The sequence below is a fragment of the Myxococcales bacterium genome, assembly GCA_012513515.1.
In the GTDB taxonomy this organism is placed as follows: domain Bacteria; phylum UBA10199; class UBA10199; order 2-02-FULL-44-16; family JAAZCA01; genus JAAZCA01.
Genome location: JAAZCA010000017.1, coordinates 15,929 through 35,539, shown reverse-complemented (window position 1 = coordinate 35,539; position 19,611 = coordinate 15,929). Strand labels below are relative to the sequence as shown.

The following is a 19,611-nucleotide window of genomic DNA, read 5'->3' as shown; positions in this document are numbered from 1 at the left end:
TTTAGCCGCCATGGCAGATAAAAAGACAAAAAAAGTCGCCAAAAAGAAGTGGGAGTTTCCCGTCGGCATCGCCGAAATTTCTCAGGATGAGGCCGATGCCGAGCTCTCCGGGTTTATCAAAAAGCTGGAGGAGCGCTTCAAGGATATCCCTGAAGATGAAATAATCAGGGGCGCTGAAAAAATAAAGGGGTTTGTTAAAGGCGATATCAACTGGGCCGAGCTGTTCAGCTTTACGCCCGAGATGCTCTTCCAGATGGCGGACTTCGGTTTTACCCAATTCAAAGTGGGACGCTATTCCGATGCTGAAAGGGTCTTTAAGGTCCTCACCGTTCTTGATTGGAAAAATCCTTACTACCACTCGGTCATGGGCTCCATTCTCCATAGGCAGAAGAGGTACGGGGAGGCGATTGCCGAATATTCTCAGGCCATAGATCTGGATGATAAAGATATCGTCAGTTACACCAATCGCGGCGAGATTTTTATGCAGCATGGTTTGATGGAGGAGGCCAGGTCCGACCTTGAGAAGGCGGTCGGCCTGGATCCTGAAGAAAAAGATATTTTTGCAGGAAGGGCCCGCAAGCTTCTCAAACAGCTTTTGATTCTTGGCAAGGAGTCCGGGGGGAAGTGAATTTCCAAGGGATGACTTTTTATCCCCGCGGAGTGAAATATGGCGCAGGTTTCAAAGATGAGGACGCTCGGCGAGAAGGATATGAAATCCTATCTCGATCGTATGGAAAATCATATGATCGAAGAGCTTCGTCATGGCGACATCTTCAAAGTATTTGTAAATTCCAAGTTCAAAATTTCCGATTTTCAGGATTTCTTCGCGGATCAATGGAAGATGTGGAAGGGGAACGTCATTCAGGATGAACAGATAATGGCCTCCTATTCCAGTTTTCACGAGCCGAACATCAATCATTTTCCTATTCACAGCAGGTCGAACATCCTTACAAGTGAAGAAAGAAGCGAACTAGCGGCTGGATTCGAGCGGCAGATGACCGGTGGTGGCAAGCTAAGCTCTTCCAGAGTCGTCAAATCAGGTGAGAGCAGAGAGGCCGATGTTGAAGGGGAAGGGCAGAAAAAACAGCATGGCCCGATGGACAATGCCGAGCTCGAAGAAGCTGCGCGAGGTGCAATGAGTGACTGGGATAGCTTTCTGAGTGATATGTGGATAGACATCCTCGACAACCAGATGATCACCGATTATAGGTCCAAGATGGATGAGGTTGAGAAGGAGGCCCAGCGCATTATAACCCTGGCCAAGCAGGGAGCCATAGGTGCTGAATTCGTCCTTGTTGCGCTGGCCAAAGTCAATGCGACGAAAAACGGGGTTTTGCTTAGTTGGGTCGGCAAAAAGGCGTTCGGCGTCAACGAATCTATAAATCGGGTCGCCGATGATCTGAACAAGGTCGATCCTTCGAGTTCGAATTATGTGGGACAGCTGCAGTACGCACAGAATCAGACGCGCGACAAATCGTTTCAGTTGAACCTTCTCACCCAGGATATGCAGAAGATCACGCAGGATATGGCCTCCGTTATGGACCAGTGCAAGTCGATGATGGATGAAATCAACAGAGTAAAACGAGAGATCGTTTCCAAGATCGGCCTCAGGAGCTAGCAGGGGAAGGGAATATGTCCGAAGAAAAAAATGCAGAAGTCGGCCTGCCGCAGGGGAAGAGAAGTCAGATCATCGATCCTTCTCCGATGCGCAGGAAGCATATCACTGAACTCTTGTACGCCTTTCTTGAAGATAAAGTCAGCATCGCCGAATTGAGGGGAATATCGAGGGAGCAGCTTTACCAGCTCGCCGATGCCGGACATGTCAAATTCAAGCACGGAAGGATAGACGAAGCCGAGAAGATTTTTCAGGGGCTTATAGTTCTCGATCACAGAAATGCGTATTTTCACGGGATGATGGGCGCTGTTCATCAGAAGAGGGAGCGTCCCATCGAAGCTATTCTCGAATATACCCAGGCGTTAAAGATAGACAAACGCGACATCGCTACATATGTCAATCGCGGTGAGATATACCTTCGGCATAAGAACTACAAAAAGGCCGCCGAGGATTTCAGAAATGCCATCTTGCTGGATCGCAGCGGTATCAATCTTTGGGCCAACAGGGCCAGATCCCTCGTTATAGCTATCAAACGCTCGATCGACGCCGACAGAGAGGCGCCGGTGGGTGTCAGACGAAGCAGATAAACTGAAATGATCGTCGAATCCTGATCCCTGATCTTTGATCAGCCTTTTGTAAGACTAACTTATATTCGAAAATATCCTTATTAAGATTAAGATCAAGATCAGAATCAGGACTAAGATGAAGATTAAGAATCAAGACGAAGATGAAGATTTCTCCCGCTTTCTAGCTTCTAGCCTCTCGCTTCTGGCTTCTGTTTTTCCCAATCGCGGAATTTTCGGGATGACGAGCGTCATTCTGTTATCCATCATCTTGATCCGTCAGGCCATATTTTTTCAGCAGATTTCGCAGGTGTTTGCGGTCGATTTTGGCTTCGCGGGCAGCCTTTGAAAGGTTGTGACGGTGCTTTTCAAGCAGGCCGGCCAGATATTCTTTTTCAAAATTTTCCACGATCTGCTGCTTTGCATCCTTGAACGGGATATCCGGGTCTACCGTCATCCTCTCGGTCTTATCCTCACCGTGTTCCATTTCAGCGAATATGAAGTCTATGTTGGCTTTTGTTATGGAATTTCCCTCGGCAAAGGATACTGCGCGCTGTATGACGTTGGAAAGTTCGCGCACGTTGCCGGGCCATTCGTATCTGCTGAGGACCTTGAGGGCGTCATCTTCAACGCGCGTGACCATGAAGGATCCGTCCGGCTTCTTGTTGAATGCGCCAGCGCTGAGGAACCTCTCTATTATGAGCGGGATGTCCTCCGGGCGTTCTCGCAGCGGGGGCAATAAAACTTTGACGACGGAGAGCCTGTAGTAGAGATCCTCCCTGAATCTGCCGTCATCTACCTCGCGCCTGAGATTTTTGTTGGTGGCGCATACCACTCTGACGTCTATCTTTACAGGAATATTTCCGCCGACCCTTTTGATTTCGCGCTGCTCGAGAGCACGCAGCAGCTTTGGTTGGAGATCCGATGTCAACTCTCCTATTTCATCGAGAAATATAGTGCCCCCGTTGGCGGCCTCGAAAGCCCCTCGTCTGGCTTTCACGGCCCCTGTGAATGCCCCCTTTTCGTGGCCGAAGAGTTCGGACTCGATCAGGTTCGGTGCGACGGCAGAACAGTCGAAGACGATAAACGGGTTTTCTTTCCGTGTGCTCTGAGAGTGTATCGCTTGCGCGACCAGGTCTTTGCCTGTTCCGGTTTCGCCCTCTATGATGACGGTGGCGTTGGTAGGGGATATCTTTTCAAGGATTGAAAAAATCTGGCGCATCCTCCTGCTTTTGCCGACCATCGCCTCGAACTCCTCCTTGTCGGAGGGCTCTATCTTGACCTTCTCATCGTAGGCGATGAATTCTATCGTGGTGTTTCCAATTTTGATCAGATCGCCGGGCGTAAGATATACCTCCTTCACCTTGGAACCGTTCAAGAAGGTGCCGTTGGTGGAGCCGAGGTCTCTCAGAAGAAAACTGTCTGACGCATATTCGATCTCTACGTGGTTTCTCGATACTGTCTTATCCGCCAGAATGAGGTCGTTACTTTCCCTTTTTCCTACCTTCGTTATATTTTTATTGAGCGTCAGCTTTTTACCCCTGTTGGGTCCGTCTACGACTACGAGCTGGCATTTGCGGAGGGAGACCACATCCGGAATTTCATCCATTTTAAGAAGTTCGGTTTTTCCCTCGAAATCTTTTGCTACCATTTTAAGGCTCCTTTCGATCTATCTCACTGCGGTTCCAGTACCACGTTGAATGATGTGTTGGAACCCGTCATTGAAAAAGTCCTGCTCCAAGCCCTGTAGCCGGGAAGAGTCACGACGACGGTATGCTGTCTGTCCGTCCTAACTTTCCTGATGGTAACAGGAGTTTTTGCCGGAATCGTTTGCCCGTCAAATGTCACTGTCGCCAGTGGCGGGGTTGTAGTTATGCTGACATCGCCATAGAGCTCTCCAAGTTTGATGGTGCTCAGGTTCGTCGTCTGGCCGGGGTTAACCGTGACGGTCTGGCTTGATCTGGAGAGCCCTTCTTTGTTCACCAGAACGTGCGCTGTGCCGGCCGGTGCAGATACGGTTATCGGAGTTTTTCCCTTGTATTCTGAGTTGACGAATACATCCGCGCCCGATGGGTCAGAGGAGATTCTTATCTTTCCCGGTTCGGCGCCTGGTATCTGTTTTGGAGTTGGGATCGCTGACGGAGGGGGCTGCGATGCTATTGGTGCTGTTCGCGTTGCAGGGGGTTCCTCTCTCTTTGTCACCTTGGACTTTAACACGACCGAAACCGATTCTGAGTCTTTCCTCACCGTTTTTTTGCGATACGCACTTTCATATCCATCCAGATCCAGCCTGATGTTATAGGTGGCGCCGAGCTTCAGATCGGCGATGGTCGCGGGGGTTTTCTTGTCCGACGCGCGACCGTCCAGAAATATCGATGCGCCGGAGGGTGTAGAGGTGACCGAGAGTGCGGCGGTTTTTTTCTCGTCCCTCTCGGTTGGCTCTGGCTCCGTCCTTGGTTCCTCTGTGGTCGGTGCTTCTGCTGCCTTTGCAATTTCAGCTACAGCCGCCTTGGTCCTGACCAAATTTATTGTCACGTTTTTCGTTTCGTCAGCTGCGAGGTCGTAATTGGCTTTCCACTCTTCATATCCTTCCATTCTGACCGAAAGGAGATAAGCTCCTGGCTCAATGCCAGTCAGAGTGGCCGGGGTGTTTCTCTTGATATCCTTGCCGTTTAGATATATGGCCGCGCCGGGAGGGGTCGAAGTTATCGAGAAGGTTCCTGCCTGTTCTGATATCTCGATTAATTTGGTGGATATTTTTTGAGGTTTCGACGATGAAAGTTTGATGATCTGTTCGAAGTCTTCAAAACCGGGTTTGGTGATAGTTATTCTTACATCCTGACCCAGCGGAATTTTTTCCAGCATCGCCGGTGTCGAAAGGCCGGTTAGCCTGTTGTCCAACATGATAACTGCGCCTGGCGGGTCAGTTATGACATTTATTATTCCTGTGTGTTCATCCATTTCGAGTTCAACGTCGATCCTGTCGGACGAGGAGACATAGACCTTTTCAGATGCAGGGCCAAAGTCGTCCTTTTGAACAGATATCTCGTAGGTTTTTCCGACCTCGAGGTCCTCGAGCGTCGATGGAGTCGTCAACCCTGAATCCTTGCCGTCTACGAGTATCTTTGCTCCTTCTGGCTTTGATGTCACAAGCACCATGCCGGTTCCCTCATCTGCGACGGGTTTTTCTTCCTTCGATGTCTCATCATTTATTGCGGAGGATATGCTTTCCCATATTCTGGCAATTGGAATATACTTTACAGCGGTATAAACCCCAGCGCCCAACGCAAGGAGGATGAGCATGGCAGCTATGAATTTTTTGCCGACTCTGCGCCCAGCGGTTTCGACGGTAGATGGCATTTCAGGAAGGGGTTGGGTCCCTCGTCTTGTTCCTGTCAGCGACGATTCTCCAAGTGGAGGAGGGGAAGCTGTTTCTCCGCCTTCCGATTGCTCGTAGATATTTTCCCGCTTAACTATGTCAAACTGTTTTGTCTCCTCAGCGACGTTTATGGAACTGGTCATCTCACCTAGTGAGAATCTTCTTGATGCCTCGGAGCGTTCCTCCTTGATCTCTGCTGAAAAAAGCTTGGCCACGAATGAAGAAAGTTTGCGCGGAGAAAAATCAACGTAGGTTGAATACAGGTACTTGGTGAGCTCTATCTGCATGTCGCCGGCGTGCTGAAACCTGTCTTCCGGTCTGTAGGCCAGCGCCTTGGCGACCACCTTCTTGAGTCCGTCCGGTATGGAGTCGGGCAGATTTTTCTCATTGATCTGTGTGGTGCGTATTTTTTTCAGGATTTCAAACTGCGATTCTCCCGTGTAGAGCTTCTGCCCGGTGAGCATCTCGTAGAGAAGTATGCCGGCGGAGAAGATATCAGTCCTTCTGTCCAATGAATGTCCTGTGGCCTGTTCGGGAGACATATATGCGATCTTCCCCTTCAGGATGCCGGCCATGGTATGCGAGATGTTCATCGCGGCCTTGGCTATTCCAAAATCCACGATTTTAACTTCGCCTTCGTACGATATGAGGATGTTTTGAGGGCTTATATCTCTATGGACTATCTCTAGCGGTTTGTTGTTGTGATCCGTTTTGCGATGTGCGTAATCGAGTCCCTTGCATATTTCCGAAGCTATGTAGCATGCGATTTCGGTGGGGAGGATGATTTTTTCCTCTCTGCATTTGTATAATGTGTCGCGAAGGTTGACCCCGTTTATGAGCTCCATCGATATGTAATAATCTTCGCCTACCTTCCCTAGGTCGTAAACCTGTACGATATTGGCGTGCGATAGAAGAACCGAGAGCTTTGCTTCGTCGACGAGCATCGTTACGAAATCCATGTCGGCGGAGCAGTGGGGGAGGATCCTCTTTATACAGAGAAGTTTTTCAAATCCGTCAACGCCATAGGTTTTGGCCACATAGATTTCTGCCATGCCGCCTACAGCCAGCTTCTTCAATAAGAAATATTTCCCGAATTGTTTTGGTTCGAAGTCGTTCATATGTCTGGTTTACCTGTTTACCATGATTCCGATTATTATTGCAGCGACGATCGCTGCGTAAACGATAACTGCCCCCCAGTTAATTTTCCCGGTTTTTCTGTTTATGATGCCCATCGCTGTCATAAGTCCCGGGGAAGTTGTACTTTTTGCGCTGCCAGCATCTGTCATCCCCGAGATTCCTCCCGATGGGAACGGGCCGCTGTGGGCTATATATTGGGGGATGCCAAGTTCGATTTCGTGTTTTTTCGCCCAGCTCTCGCGCGGTATTTCCTGCCCCGCGGATATTCTTTTGAACCGGATGTACTCCTCCATAGATGAGAGCTTCATCAGCGCATCTGGCGTCTTTCTTCCGTCCTTCCACAGCAATGTGACGTGCAGTATGCCGACGCCCTTGTGCAGCATAACGTTCTTGAGCAGCATCGCGGAGATGTTCGCAACCGGAATCTTGATCGATCTTATTATGAATGACCGGTTTTCAAACTTGCTCCAATTCTTTCCCTCCAACTCTTCCTTGTAGCGCTTTTCGGCGTCCTCGCGCGGATTTTGCTGCTGATGCTGATCCTCATGGGTGCCCTTGGACTCCCTGATTTCATAGATCGGCTTTGATTCCGGCCTGTCGACTTTATCTACCATCAGCGCCTTTCAGTTTTTATTTTTCAGAAGATTTTTTGTGTTGATCACATCCGCCCGAACATGAGCATTCTTTGTCTGAGCTCTTGCCCCCCTTGCAGGAATATCCATCCTTATACCAGCCGCCTCCCTTCAGCGCGAAGGATGTCTGGGAGATGATTCTTTCGGCGGTCGCATCGCAAGCTGGACACTTCGCCGAAGGGGCGTCAGTGCTTTTTTGAAAAATTTCGAACTTTTTGCTGCATGACTTGCACTCGTACTCGTAGATCGGCATAAACTGGAAAGCTCCTTTCATTTTGCAGGATTCTCTACCCCATGAAAATGTGGGTTTTGAGACCCCATACTAGTTTATCTATCCATTATGTAAAGACTTTTTAGGAGACAGGCTTTCTCGGCCAATTTTCTGCTGCGCGGCTATTTGAATACGAGATCTTTCTCTGTAACACCTTGGAATAAAACGGACTTATCTCTTCCAGCTAGCCCTTTTATTATGAGTATCCTGCTTTTTGGAATCCCCGTCGATTTGGATAGCAGGCGTATCAATTCCTCATTGGCCTTTCCATCGACGGGGGGGGCGTTTAGTGCCACCTGAAGCACGCCGAGCCTTTCACCTTTGATGGCGCTTTTCTTGGCTCGGGGCGTAACCCGGCAGTTCAGCACTATCCCATCCGAAGTTTTTCTGAAATTCAGATCCATATTTTTAAGGAGCTACGATAGCTGCTGCTGCCATATGGAACAGGCGCATGAGCACGGCCTCGGCTATTGTCAAAAACAGAAGCAGTATAATTGGTGATATATCGATCCTCAGCATACGAAGTCTTGTCGGGAGAAGCCTTCTTATGAATCGGAAGGTCGGCTCGGTGAGCGTCTGCAGCATCCTGACTATCGGGTTGTAGGGATCTGGACTGACCCATGAGATGAGGGCGGCTACTATCACGATCATCGTGTAGATATTTATCGCTAGGCCGAATAGTTTTGCGATTCCCATTATGATGGATGCTAGAAAGGGCATTTCCTCTCCTTAAATTTTATATTCCGATGCAGCGGAGTCATCTGAGATGAGGGCATTTTTCGTTATCCTGACCTTTTCGCCGGCGGTGAGGGAGATCGCGTAGAAAGCCGCTCCCAGTATGGTAGTCGGGATCAGCTGTATCGCATGATATGCTATCGCTATAGCCAGGGCGATGCTTGCAGGAATTCCGAGCCAAGCATATGCTAACACAGCCGCGGCTTCAAAGGGGCCGACTCCGCTTGGAGCGGCCGGAACCATGATGGCCAGATTGATCGCTATGTAAACCAGCGCCGGCACAATAGCGTCGAGCCTCTCTCCAAAGGCCATCTGTGTGCACCATACCATGACTATCTGTGCGATGCACGTGACTAGCGAAACGATGAATGTGTATCCGGCGATTTTTGCGCTAGTCAGGGCTTTGAGGCCGGAGGCCAGTCGCATGAAGAACTGTACTGTCTTGCTCGGTTTTTTTTCTTCCAGCCTTCCGGATCTCGCGAGAATTATTACGGAGGCCGTTATCAGGATGAGGAGTGCGATTGAGAATATGATGGTCCCATCCTTCACCCACTTCGGAAACTGCGACCGAAGCGATATCGCTGCAAAGAGAATCAGCAGGGTAAGGCCATCGAAGATTTTATCGAGCGCAGTGACGGAAAACAGCATCGTCTTGCTCACCCCTTCCCATTTATGAACGAGGAATATCTTTAAAAGGTCGCCTCCTCTTGCAGGGAGGATGTTGTTTGCCGCGTAACCTATAGTCGTTGCCTTGAACATCCCCCAAAAGGCGGTTTTTTTCTGAGGAAGGATCAGTAGCTGCCAGCGAATTCCCTTCAGTGCGAGCACTCCGATATTGATGATCGTAGCAAGGGCCAGATACCATATGTCGGTGCTGGCGAAACTTCCTATGAGCTCCGATATGTTAGCTGTTCCGAGCAGGTATGCCGTCACCGCTATCGAGATGAGCCAGCCGGTTACGGTCAGTGCTTTGCGCTTCATAAATCTCCGATCAGGCGAAATTCATATTCGGATTTTTTGTACTTCTCGATTATCTTAGGGAGAACTTGAACTGTGGAGCTGCGGCTTTCATTCGCAGATGCCTGGGCGATTCCGTCGTGCAGAAGCAGAATCTCAAGCCTTTGAAATTTTTTTGAGAAGCGTTTTAAAAGGAGATCCGGACCTGCTCCGTCGGTATCAAATATTCCTTTCGTCCATGGGACTAGCTGCATGCCCAGTCGCTTGGCCGTTTTATTTATAAAGGGGCGGCGAAAGCCGTGCGGCGTTCTTACCAGACGCGGCATGTCGCCAGCCGCGCCGGCTATCTCGTTCGAGGTAGAGACGAGGTTTAGTGCGATCTTTCTTCCGGAATTGAAGGATATTTTTCTGTGGTCAAATGTGTGATTCCCGATTTCATGCCCCTCCGCGCGGATTCTTTTTGCCAGTTCCGGGTTTTCCCGGACCTTTTCGCCGACAAGAAAGAATGTGGCTGAAACTTTTTCGCGTTTCAGGATGTCGAGGATAGCTGGCGTCCATTCTTCGCTCGGTCCATCGTCAAAAGAGAGCGCTGCTATTTTGTTTTTCCTGTGCTTCCATCTCTTCTTGACCAGCCACCAGTCGAGCTGAGGGATGAAGATGTAGGCGGCTAGGCATGCCGCGATGAAATATATGGCCAGCGATGCGAAAAAGACGTTCATTCTCCCGGCTCCTTTTTACCCCGGCCGTTCAAAATTCTGGAGTAATACTCGAGATGCATATCTGTTACGCGCTTCCAGTCGTATCTGTCAACCCTTCTGGAGGCCCAGGCGCCGAGCGAGGTTCTTAGCTCGTCGTCGTTTATGAGCCTTGCAAGGGCATGCTCCATTTCATCTACGCTTTTGGGATTTATCAGCAGCGCACTTTCCTCGTTTGTGACTAGTTCCGCGAATGGTTCGATATCAGAGGCTATCAGCGGCATCCCGGCGCTCATCCCCTCGAGGATCGTTATTCCGAACGATGCGATTTCCGGAGTGAAACACATTATGTGCGAACTTTTCATGTAGTCACGCCTGGCTTCTAGCGCTGAGCCTTCAAAAAATACCGAGTCGCTGATTTTATCCGGGACGAGGGATTTGAAATAAAAAAGTAGAGGGCCATCCCCTACGACTATTAGCCGTGTTTTGCGAAATCTCCGGTGGATATTTGAAAAAGCTCTTATCAGAATGTCGAGGCCGTTTCTTGTGTCGGGCCTTCCGATGAAGAGGATGTTGATTTTACCGTCGTCGAATTTTCCAATTTTTTTTGCTCCGTTTTTCCACCAGCCGACATCCACTCCGTTGGGTATTATCTCGAAGGGGCCGCCGACATATTGTGCGCTTTCCTCGGCGCAAATTTTGGAGACAGCGATTTTGCCGTCGAGCCTGTCAACTACGGGTCGGATTTTTTTCACATACCACATATACAGAGGTTTTACGTTCATGCAGGTGTGGAAGGTTCCGACCATCGGGCAGCTTGATTGCATCGCGGCGATAAGCGGAAGCGTTGGGAAATGAGGGGAGTGCAGATGGAGGATGTCGAACTGCTCCGCCTCAAGGATCCCGCGCATTCGCTTCGAGAGGTCGAATCCGGTGGAGATCCTCCCGCAGGATCCGTTGAAAAAGGTCGGAATGCTTTTGCCGATGTGGATGATCCTGTCGGATATCTCCTGTCCGACTCCTCTGGATTCTGAGGTTCCTCCGGTGATGAGCCTGATTTCATGACCGCGCCGCAGCAGTTCCATCGCCGTGTGATGGACGTTTTCCGTTATTCCGCCTATCGTTGGGAAAAAATATTCTGTGACTATTCCTATTTTCATCCTGTTATTCCCTAAATTTCGGGTGGTTATCAAGTATGAACGGCGTTTTGTCAAACTGGATTATGATTTATAAATATATTATAAATATGTATAATTAAATATGAATAAGTATAAATTATATTTAAATTATTATAATAAGTCAGCCGGCTTCCAATATATATCTATCTGAAATATTGGCGACTTTTCCTTGTTAGAGAGTTTTTTGTTGTGCTTTCGATCTCCATAGGTAGCATCCGCCGGACTTATGGCTACCGAGGACTTGATTACGGATAAATCCGCACTGAAACCGGGCGAACTCGTTGAGGAAAGAGGGCTGCCTTCTTTTTCCTCATTATTCAATGGGGTCAGGGAGAGGGCGCTCTACCGCCTTGCTGTAGTTGGATTTGACAACGCGATCCTCTTTGTAATGTCACTGCTGCTCGTGGGGAGCGTCCTTGCGATGGGTGGAGAAATCAGGCTTTTTCAGGCGACCGTGATACTTCCCCTCGTCATCATGGCATTTGCGATTGCGGTGAGGGTCAAACGCGATCCGGCGAACTGGTATGCGTCGTCGACCTTCATTCTTCGTGACTGGATTCCATTCGTCCTCGTGGTTTTTATCTATGAGAATATGCACGATGTGGCGGGACAGGTGATGGCGCTGGATATCGCCGGACCAATCATGAAGATGGATATAGCGATATTTGGCGTTGAACCCACGCTTTGGGCGCAGAAAATTTATTCCCCGCTGCTCACGGATATAATGGCATTTTCCTACGCGATATACTTCGCTCTTCCACTGTTTATAATGTTCCTGATGTCGCTTTGGGGAAAGCGCTTCGAGTTCCGCCATATGGCGCTTGCGCTGGCTCTCTGTTTCATATTCGGATTTCTCGGTTACGTTTTTCTTCCATGTTCTCCGCCGCGATATTTCATAGAGCATATGTTCGATTCGCCTGTGCGCCTCTCCGGAATTTTTCTCTATGACTGGCTTCAGGGGCAGTGGGATGGTCTTTCAGTGGTCAGCGGTGGAGCGTTTCCAAGTTTGCATGTCGGGATTTCCTCGATCGCCCTGATATACGCATGGAAATACAGGAATATGAATCTCAAGTGCAAAATTTTATGGTATGCCTATATCCCGCTCGTAACAAGTCTTTGGTTTGCGACCGTCTATCTCAGGCATCACTGGGTTGTCGATATATTCGCAGGATGGTTTGTGGCAGTGGCAGGATATTTTATCTCTAGCTGGGCTATGCCGGTATGGCTTCGCCTGCGCGAAAAATACGGGCTTCCGTTTTAACAAATGGGCAATCGCATACATCGCTTGTTGAATTCTTATATCGATATGGTCACCGGCCATCAGCGCGGGGCTTTGATCGCAACACTTCTCTTGTTTCTAGCTGCAATTTATATTTCAAGCGGGCTAGCTCTTAAAAGTGATCTTAAAGAGCTCCTCCCTCCTGATTATCAAAGCGTGAAAGAGTTAAACCGTGCTCTTGAAAGAATAGGGGGGGTCGGATCGCTTATAGTCGTTGCCCAAAGTCCAAACCCGGATGCAAACAAAAAATTTATGGACGATCTGGCTTCTGCCATAGATCAGCTGCCAGATGGGCTGGTTAGGTATTACAGCTATCGGACGGATGAGGTTCGCAAGTTTTATGAGGATCATTTTCTCTATTTTATAGATGTGGCAGACCTTGAAATTCTGCACGATCGCCTGAAAAGAAAAATAGATTACGAAAAGTTCAAGCGCACTCCTCTGTTTCTGGATTTGGAGGATGGTCAAGATGATGATTTTACCGTCAGGACTGACGATATAAAGGATAGAAACAAGGGGAAGTTCGAAACCCCCGTATCGACCTTTGACGATTATTACGGTGGTGACTGGGGAAGGATGCTGATTATGGTCATCCGTCCTTATGGTGAGACGATAACTCTCGACTCGGCAAGGACGCTAGTTTCCTCCATTGAGGGAATAGTGGATAATCTGAATCCAAAGTCTTTCGATCCCGGGATGTCGGTCGGTTTTTGTGGGAATGTAAAAAGCACTATTGAGGAATATGAGACTCTAAAACACGATATTCTTTCCACTGCTCTTCTTTGTGTCGCTTTGGTCGCAGCTGCTCTCATTATATACTTTCTCAGGGTAAGAGTTATTTTTATCCTCGGACTGACCCTTCTTTTTGCGGTGGCCTGCACATTTGCTCTGACCAGGTTCGTCATAGGATATTTAAACGCTCAGACTGCATTTCTGGGCTCCATAATTGTTGGCACGGGAATCAATTACGGCATCATTCTGGTGGCGAGATACATAGAGGAACGGAAGAAAAATCTTTTACCACCTAAGGCCATGAAGATTGCGCTCAATATGACTCTCAAATCAACATTTCTTGCCATGGCTACCACGATGGTATCTTTCATGGTTTTGTTGATAGCCAGGATCAGAGGCCTTTCGCAGTTTGGATTTATCGGTGCCACAGGGGTTTTCTTATGTTGGCTTTCCACCGTTTTAGTTTTGCCGATATTTATGCTTGCTTCCGAGCGCGTGTTAAGACTTGTAAAACCGAAGTCGACCGTTCAAAGAAAGAGCGCTTTCCTGACTCTGACCGCCCGTTTGGCCTCGAAATCGCCAATTGTGATAGTTGTCACTGGGGTGCTTATGTTTGTATTTGCCGTCTCTATCGCGGTGAGATTTGCTCCTAATAGCATAGAATACGACTTCACCAAGATGAGGAATAAAGTGTCGGTAGATTCTGGCACAGAGGCTCTTGAAAAAGAGGTCAGTAAGCTTTTTAAAAATTCGATGACGCCATCGGTCGTCCTTGTGGAAAGACCGGAACAGGGGCTGGAAGCATGCAATGCTGTTGATGAACAGAATATGCGGTATCCTCCTGAAGAGCGCAGAGTTGGCACATGCCATTCAATCTACGACCTTCTGCCGAAAGACCAAGATGCCAAGCTTGCCGTGATGAAAAAAATCGACGCCTTGATATCTCAGGTTTGGGTCAGAGAGTTGGAAGGTGAGTCGCGGGATGGTATAGATAGGCTGAAAAAATCCATTTTGGGCAGGGCGATGGAGATAGAGGATCTCCCAGATTCCCTGACAAGACACTTTGACGATCTAAAAGGTAATAAGGGTTCAGTCGTCTTTGTCAATCCACGTCCGGGTATGTTGCTTTCAGATGGGCGTAACCTTATAAAATTCGCCGATACGATAAGGGATATACATCTTGCCGATGGAACATTGCTTCATGCAGCTAGCCCCTCGATAGTCTTCTCCGATCTCATCAAGATAATCAAAGCAGAGGCCCCTATCCTTACGCTGGCTTCATTTTTTGTGGTCGTTGCTTTTGTGCTGATCACATTGAGAGGGATGAAATTGTCTTTTGAGATAATAGTCGGATTGATCTGGTCTATTGTAATGATGATAGGCGTTGCTGCGTTGATGGATATAAAAATAAACTTCTTCAACTTTATCGTTCTGCCGCTTACCTTTGGGATTGGAGTTGATTATTCTTTAAATATCGCTGTGCGATTGAGGCAGGAAGGGCCCTCCGGTGTTGCAAATGCGCTTAGAAAAACCGGCCTTGCTGTAGTGATGTGTTCAGCTACTACCACCATTGGCTATTTTGTGCTGACGGTAGCTAACAATCAGGCCCTTGTCACCTTCGGGCAGAGCGCTGTAATAGGGGATGTGGCCAGCCTCATAGCTGGCATTTTCGTGGTTCCTGCGACCATTGTTGTAATAGACAGATGGTTCAGGAGATAAGATGATAAAAATTTTACACCTCTGTTTTTTCTTGTGCATTTTGACAATTTCTTCTTCCTCCTTTGCACATCCGGCGAGCAGCTATGTTCATGTGGGTGATAGGGCCTACAGGGATATAGAGATGCTCGTTTCACATGGGCTTTGCTACCCCCCAATCGTCGATCAGAAACCATTTGCACGTTCCGAATTTGCGAGAATGATCGCCGAGGCCTCCAAAAATTTTGACGAAAATTTTCCACTGTCCAAGGAGACCTTTTCCGATTATCGGGAGTATTCCAAATATCTATCTAAGAGGGCATTTATAGAGTCTGCACTTAGGAGGTTGAAGCGTTATTTTAATGATGATCTTCTCATGGCGGGTTTACTTGAGGAGCCTGCGCCTGATCTTATAATCAAGCCGATCAGGGAGGCCAGATTCGATCTGAACTATCTGAGCGAAGCTCCGTTGCGTATCATCAGCAATAACGGTATTGGAAAAGCTGATGCAGTTGTGAATCCTTTGTCTGATTATGTTGAAGGTCGTCATGCTATTTTTGGATTCCAGTCCGCCATTGAAGCTGATACTTCTTTCAATGCTACCAAATATTTTGCTGCCCAAGCCACTTTCAGGCTTGAAGGCAATATGTACAGAAATAACAGAGGCGAAGATATTATAAAGCCGCTCTTCCAAGAGGGATATGGGGTTCTTCAAGCCGCCGATGCCGCGATCACTTTAGGCAGGGCTCCTATATCGTGGGGGCCTGGCGAGCATGGTGGGTTGCTTCTGACCAACGATCCGCGTCCTCTCGATCAAATAGGTTTTTCGACTCCTTCACCATTCCAGCTTCCATGGGTCTTTCGTCATCTCGGACATTGGAGGATAGGGCTATTTGGCGCTAATCTCGGTCCGAATCGCGATCATCCTTATGCGTGGCTGACAGGATATAGACTTTCCTATCAACCTGCAAAATATGTTGAACTTGGATTTGGGAATATTACTATGATGGGTGGAGAGGGGGCGCCCTCGCTCTCGGCGTTGGATGTATTCGGTGAGTTTTGGGGTTTTCGACCTGCGGGAACCTCGCCAGATTCTACAAACAAGACTAATCATATAATGGAAGCAGCGGTCCTGATACGCATTCCCCCTGCGGCGGGGCTTACTCTCTATGGAGTTCTCGCTAATGAAGATAAGAGAGATACTCTCGTCAGATTTTTTAGAGATGGGTCAAGCTACTTGGCCGGCTTTTATCTGCCGCGAGTAGGCAATACCGGAAAGGTGAGCCTTAGGTTCGAGTTCAAACGAATGTGTGCAATAATGTATAGACACTCGCTTTACTACGATGGGTTTACTCTTGATCGACTGTTTATAGGTGACGACCTGGGTTCGAACGCTCTTGGTACTCATTTAAGGGTTGACATGGATGTAAATGAAAAGGTCTCCGTCGGAGCCGTTTTTGATTGGGATAAAAGGGGTTCTAATATATATAAAAACGCAAGGGATCCTGATGGCTCGCTCGGCGATATAGTCGTGGCAAAAAGGGGGCCTAGCGATATTCGCTATCGCTTCCTCCTCGAACCGGAGTATACTTTGGGCAACGCTTCCTCTATAACCCTAAGGACTGGTTATGAGCGTGCCTTAAATGCGGGGTATGTACAGGGGCTTTCTCGTAATAACTGGATTATCGCACTGTCGCTAAAACTTAATTTGGATTCTAAACTAAACTTTAAATTTTATTAGGTGCCATGACACAATCCCCCAGACAGGAACTGCTCGCGATTCAGAAGAAACTCTGGAAGTGGAATCGCGACATGATCAAGCGCTCGGTGCTTGTCAAGGAACCCGGATTCGACAGATACGAGGCGGCGTATCGTAATGCCGTCAAGGATTTCAAGCGTGTTTCCAGTCAGGATGAGATGATAGATGATGTGATGAAATCCGACATTATCTACGTCGGCGACTATCATACCTGCAACCAGTCGCAGCGATCGTTCTTAAGAATACTCAAGGCCACCGTGAAGCGTACCAAAAAATTCGCGGTAGGTCTGGAGCTTCTTCATAAAAGGCATCAGAAAGTCCTCGACGATTATCTATCAGGCAGGGAAAAGGAGGAGGGCTTTTTAAAGAAGATCAAGCTCAAGGAACACTGGGTTTTCGATCTCTGGGAAAATTTCAAGCCCCTCTTCGATTTTTGCCGTTATCACAAGATACCGATCTATGCCATCGATGCCGCTAAGGATGGTTCCAACGTCAGAAAGAGGGATCAGGCGACTGCAAAGCTAATTGGGGAGATCATCAGCTCCGATCCGGACCGCAGGCTTTTCGTCTTCATCGGCGATTTGCACATAGCGCCCAAACATCTTCCTGCCGATGTAGACAGGGAACTTTCAATTCGCGACCTCGCAAGAAATTCGTTGATTCTTTACCAAAACAGCGAATCCATATACTGGGACCTCGCAAGGCAGGAGGTTGAGGACTACGTCGAAATCGTTAAGTTGAAAGATGGCAATTACTGCAGGATGCATACTCCTCCGGTTGTCGCCCAGCGTTCTTATCTCAACTGGCTTGAGCATGAAGAGGGGGAGATCGACTACTCCGATGCGAAATCCAGCTTTATCGAGCTCGTCGATAGGATCTGCGATTTTCTCAAGCTGGACGTTGGTGCCGCGAAAGATGAGGTCGAAGTATTTACCTCGGGAGATCTAACTTTTCTGCAGAGGCTGAAGGAAAAGGGGGATTTTAGCGGCAAGGAGATCGCCATGATCAAGAAGCAGATCCTCGCCAGCGAGAGCTACTATATCTCCAAGGCGAAGATCGCATATCTTGCAAATCTCTCCATCAACCACGCCGCGGAAGAGGCCTCGCATTTCATAAAAAACGTCTGTTCTGGGCCTGAATCTCCGAGAGAGCTCATCGATGCTTTTTATGCAAACGTACTTCATGAGGCACTGGGTTTCTTCGGATCCAAGCTCATCAATAGCAGGAGAAAATGCTATCACGAGAAGGATTTCGCCAGCCTGCTTTCCTATTTCAAGACGATCAGGGTCCCCCCCTATCGCCTCCTTGAATGTGAGACCGCTCATCTTGTAATTGAATACCTGAAACTGGAGAAAAAAGGCAGACACCTGACACAGGCTGAAGGTTTGTGTAGCAGGATGGATCTTTTTCTCTCAATCACGCACGCGCTGGGCTATATGCTGGGCGACAGGCTCTATTATGCGCTGATCGCGCAACAGATAAAAAAGAAGGATGTGCGTAAACTCTTTTTGGACCCGTGGCGCGGCTCCGGCGTTCCTGTCGATGTCTATATGGCCCTCAGAAAAAAGCTTGCCGCCGTAAAAATTCCCAACAGGATGTAAAAAAGCCCCCTCCTATCGAGGGGGCCTTTGATATTTCTGGTAGCTGTCGATCTTAGATGTTGTAGTACTCCGTTCCGAGATGCGTGATCGGTTCCTCTCCCATCAGATGGCGCAGCGTATTTTTCAACTTCATCTCCTGTATGAATAGATTGTGCTCCGGGTAGAGACCTTCTCCGACCATCGGCGATTTAAAATAGAAGGAGAGCCATTCCTGGATGCCGCGGAGTTCAGCCCTCTTGGCCAGGTCGATAAAGAGCGCCAAGTCCAGCACGAGCGGTGCAGCCAGTATCGAATCCCTGCAAAGGAAATCGACCTTGATTTGCATTGGGTAGCCCATCCATCCGAAGATGTCGATGTTGTCCCATCCTTCCTTCGCGTCGCCGCGTGGAGGGTAGTAGTTGATGCGTACTTTGTGATGGACGTTGCCATAGAGGTCGGGGTTGATCTCGGGCTGAAGTATCGTGTCCAGAACTGAGAGCTTGCTTTCTTCCTTTGTCTTGAATGAACCCGGGTCGTCCAAGACCTCACCGTCGCGGTTTCCAAGGATGTTTGTTGAAAACCAACCCGAGAGGCCGAGCAACCTGGAGCGCAGGCCGGGGGCGAGGATGGTCTTCATCAAAGTCTGCCCGGTTTTGAAATCCTTCCCGCAGATCGGAGCCCTGTATTCGTTGGCTAGCTCCTGAAGGGCTGGGGTATCCACGCTCAAATTCGGTGCGCCATTGGCGAACGGGATGCCGAGCTTGATTGCGGCGTAGGCGTATATCATCGAAGGGGCGATCTTAGGGTCATTGGACTCAAGCCCCTTCTCGAAATTTTTCACGCTCTTGTGAACCTCCTCGATCGGCGTGAAGACTTCAGTCGAGGCACACCACACCATGACGACCCTGGAGCAGCCGCTGTTCTTCTGGAAGGTCTTTATGTCCTCCATGACCTGATTGGCCAGATCCATCTTTGTCCTGCCGTTCTTTATGTATTTCCCATCGAGTTTTTTTACCCATTCCCTGTCGAAGACGCCTCTGAGAGGGACGATCTTTTCAAGCGCCGGCCTTGCCGCTTCGAGATCCTGGTAGTCGAGAACCCCGGCCTTCTTGGCCGCCACGTAGGCGTCGTCTTCGAAGATATCCCATGCGGCTATCTCTATATCCTCTAGCTTTGCCAGTGGCAGGAAGTTGCAGACCTTGGGAATGTTATATTCTGTCCTTTTGCCAAGACGAATCGTTCCCATCTGGGTCAGCGAGCCGTAGGGTTTCGTCCTTCCGCTGCGGATCGCGTCGATTCCGGCGATGAAGGTCGTGCTGATGGCGCCAAGGCCAACGAGCATGATCCCGAGTTTCCCCTCGGCTGGCTTGATTACGTACGGTTTCTGATTCTGTGTCATCGTAT

At 48.8% G+C, this 19,611-nt stretch carries 17 protein-coding genes; 7 read left to right on the top strand and 10 right to left on the bottom strand.

Annotation, left to right across the window (positions count from 1 at the left end; genetic code table 11):
* Positions 1-10 precede the first annotated feature (10 nt).
* From GX659_03520 to GX659_03510, 3 genes are read left to right on the top strand one after another with little or no spacing between them, the layout of a single operon-like run.
* Positions 11-628, top strand: a complete 618-nt coding sequence (locus GX659_03520) for a tetratricopeptide repeat protein (protein ID NLD27857.1) — start codon at positions 11-13, stop codon at positions 626-628.
* 39 nt (positions 629-667) lie between these two features.
* Positions 668-1,618, top strand: coding sequence for a hypothetical protein (locus GX659_03515; protein ID NLD27856.1), 951 nt, complete (start codon positions 668-670; stop codon positions 1,616-1,618).
* Positions 1,619-1,632: 14 nt separating this feature from the next.
* Positions 1,633-2,202: a tetratricopeptide repeat protein gene (locus GX659_03510; GenBank protein NLD27855.1), complete on the top strand. Its 570-nt coding sequence runs from the start codon at positions 1,633-1,635 to the stop codon at positions 2,200-2,202.
* A 235-nt stretch (positions 2,203-2,437) separates the two neighbouring features.
* Here the strand turns inward: GX659_03510 and GX659_03505 are convergent, their stop codons facing one another.
* From GX659_03505 to GX659_03465, 9 genes are all read right to left on the bottom strand, one after another.
* Complete coding sequence (locus GX659_03505) at positions 2,438-3,787, bottom strand: sigma 54-interacting transcriptional regulator (GenBank protein ID NLD27854.1); 1,350 nt, start codon at positions 3,785-3,787, stop codon at positions 2,438-2,440.
* A 65-nt stretch (positions 3,788-3,852) separates the two neighbouring features.
* Positions 3,853-6,609: a PEGA domain-containing protein gene (locus GX659_03500; GenBank protein ID NLD27853.1), complete on the bottom strand. Its 2,757-nt coding sequence runs from the start codon at positions 6,607-6,609 to the stop codon at positions 3,853-3,855.
* 75 nt (positions 6,610-6,684) lie between these two features.
* Positions 6,685-7,308: a hypothetical protein gene (locus GX659_03495; protein NLD27852.1), complete on the bottom strand. Its 624-nt coding sequence runs from the start codon at positions 7,306-7,308 to the stop codon at positions 6,685-6,687.
* Between the two features lie 16 nt (positions 7,309-7,324).
* Positions 7,325-7,579, bottom strand: a complete 255-nt coding sequence (locus GX659_03490) for a zinc ribbon domain-containing protein (protein NLD27851.1) — start codon at positions 7,577-7,579, stop codon at positions 7,325-7,327.
* A 140-nt stretch (positions 7,580-7,719) separates the two neighbouring features.
* Positions 7,720-8,001: a DUF167 domain-containing protein gene (locus GX659_03485; GenBank protein NLD27850.1), complete on the bottom strand. Its 282-nt coding sequence runs from the start codon at positions 7,999-8,001 to the stop codon at positions 7,720-7,722.
* A gap of 4 nt (positions 8,002-8,005) precedes the next feature.
* The gene (locus GX659_03480; protein ID NLD27849.1) at positions 8,006-8,317 is read right to left on the bottom strand and encodes a YggT family protein; all 312 of its coding nucleotides are present in this window, start codon (positions 8,315-8,317) and stop codon (positions 8,006-8,008) included.
* Positions 8,318-8,326: 9 nt separating this feature from the next.
* Positions 8,327-9,313, bottom strand: a complete 987-nt coding sequence (locus tag GX659_03475; protein ID NLD27848.1) for a flippase-like domain-containing protein — start codon at positions 9,311-9,313, stop codon at positions 8,327-8,329.
* Entirely contained in the window at positions 9,310-10,008 is a 699-nt protein-coding gene (locus GX659_03470; protein ID NLD27847.1) for a polysaccharide deacetylase family protein, read from the bottom strand. Before GX659_03470 ends, GX659_03475 begins: the two co-directional genes overlap by 4 nt.
* A complete protein-coding gene (locus GX659_03465; protein ID NLD27846.1) occupies positions 10,005-11,144 on the bottom strand; it encodes a glycosyltransferase family 4 protein in 1,140 nt (379 codons plus the stop codon). The genes GX659_03470 and GX659_03465 overlap by 4 nt, the downstream gene beginning before the upstream one ends.
* Positions 11,145-11,388: 244 nt before the next feature.
* On the opposite strand from GX659_03465, the gene GX659_03460 reads away from it, so the two are divergent.
* From GX659_03460 to GX659_03445, 4 genes are read left to right on the top strand one after another with little or no spacing between them, the layout of a single operon-like run.
* Positions 11,389-12,423, top strand: coding sequence for an inositol phosphorylceramide synthase (locus tag GX659_03460; GenBank protein NLD27845.1), 1,035 nt, complete (start codon positions 11,389-11,391; stop codon positions 12,421-12,423).
* 45 nt (positions 12,424-12,468) lie between these two features.
* A complete protein-coding gene (locus GX659_03455) occupies positions 12,469-14,892 on the top strand; it encodes an MMPL family transporter (GenBank protein ID NLD27844.1) in 2,424 nt (807 codons plus the stop codon).
* Position 14,893: 1 nt separating this feature from the next.
* Complete coding sequence (locus tag GX659_03450) at positions 14,894-16,609, top strand: capsule assembly Wzi family protein (GenBank protein ID NLD27843.1); 1,716 nt, start codon at positions 14,894-14,896, stop codon at positions 16,607-16,609.
* 5 nt (positions 16,610-16,614) lie between these two features.
* Positions 16,615-18,228, top strand: coding sequence for a ChaN family lipoprotein (locus tag GX659_03445; GenBank protein NLD27842.1), 1,614 nt, complete (start codon positions 16,615-16,617; stop codon positions 18,226-18,228).
* Positions 18,229-18,280: 52 nt separating this feature from the next.
* On the opposite strand, the gene GX659_03440 is transcribed toward GX659_03445, so the two are convergent.
* Entirely contained in the window at positions 18,281-19,549 is a 1,269-nt protein-coding gene (locus tag GX659_03440; GenBank protein NLD27841.1) for an inositol-3-phosphate synthase, read from the bottom strand.
* Positions 19,550-19,611: the final 62 nt, after the last annotated feature.

Excerpts from the sequence above, each read along its gene's own strand:
- GX659_03500 (NLD27853.1), bottom strand. The coding sequence starts at position 6,609 with ATGGCAGAAATCTATGTGGCCAAAACCTATGGCGTTGACGGATTTGAA.
- GX659_03495 (NLD27852.1), bottom strand. The coding sequence starts at position 7,308 with ATGGTAGATAAAGTCGACAGGCCGGAATCAAAGCCGATCTATGAAATC.
- GX659_03440 (NLD27841.1), bottom strand. The coding sequence starts at position 19,549 with ATGCTCGTTGGCCTTGGCGCCATCAGCACGACCTTCATCGCCGGAATC.
- GX659_03470 (NLD27847.1), bottom strand. The coding sequence starts at position 10,008 with ATGAACGTCTTTTTCGCATCGCTGGCCATATATTTCATCGCGGCATGC.
- GX659_03515 (NLD27856.1), top strand. The coding sequence starts at position 668 with ATGGCGCAGGTTTCAAAGATGAGGACGCTCGGCGAGAAGGATATGAAA.
- GX659_03445 (NLD27842.1), top strand. The coding sequence starts at position 16,615 with ATGACACAATCCCCCAGACAGGAACTGCTCGCGATTCAGAAGAAACTC.
- GX659_03460 (NLD27845.1), top strand. The coding sequence starts at position 11,389 with ATGGCTACCGAGGACTTGATTACGGATAAATCCGCACTGAAACCGGGC.
- GX659_03450 (NLD27843.1), top strand. The coding sequence starts at position 14,894 with ATGATAAAAATTTTACACCTCTGTTTTTTCTTGTGCATTTTGACAATT.
- GX659_03505 (NLD27854.1), bottom strand. The coding sequence starts at position 3,787 with ATGGATGAAATTCCGGATGTGGTCTCCCTCCGCAAATGCCAGCTCGTA.
- GX659_03455 (NLD27844.1), top strand. The coding sequence starts at position 12,469 with ATGGTCACCGGCCATCAGCGCGGGGCTTTGATCGCAACACTTCTCTTG.
- GX659_03480 (NLD27849.1), bottom strand. The coding sequence starts at position 8,317 with ATGCCCTTTCTAGCATCCATCATAATGGGAATCGCAAAACTATTCGGC.
- GX659_03475 (NLD27848.1), bottom strand. The coding sequence starts at position 9,313 with ATGAAGCGCAAAGCACTGACCGTAACCGGCTGGCTCATCTCGATAGCG.
- GX659_03490 (NLD27851.1), bottom strand. The coding sequence starts at position 7,579 with ATGCCGATCTACGAGTACGAGTGCAAGTCATGCAGCAAAAAGTTCGAA.
- GX659_03485 (NLD27850.1), bottom strand. The coding sequence starts at position 8,001 with ATGGATCTGAATTTCAGAAAAACTTCGGATGGGATAGTGCTGAACTGC.
- GX659_03465 (NLD27846.1), bottom strand. The coding sequence starts at position 11,144 with ATGAAAATAGGAATAGTCACAGAATATTTTTTCCCAACGATAGGCGGA.
- GX659_03520 (NLD27857.1), top strand. The coding sequence starts at position 11 with ATGGCAGATAAAAAGACAAAAAAAGTCGCCAAAAAGAAGTGGGAGTTT.
- GX659_03510 (NLD27855.1), top strand. The coding sequence starts at position 1,633 with ATGTCCGAAGAAAAAAATGCAGAAGTCGGCCTGCCGCAGGGGAAGAGA.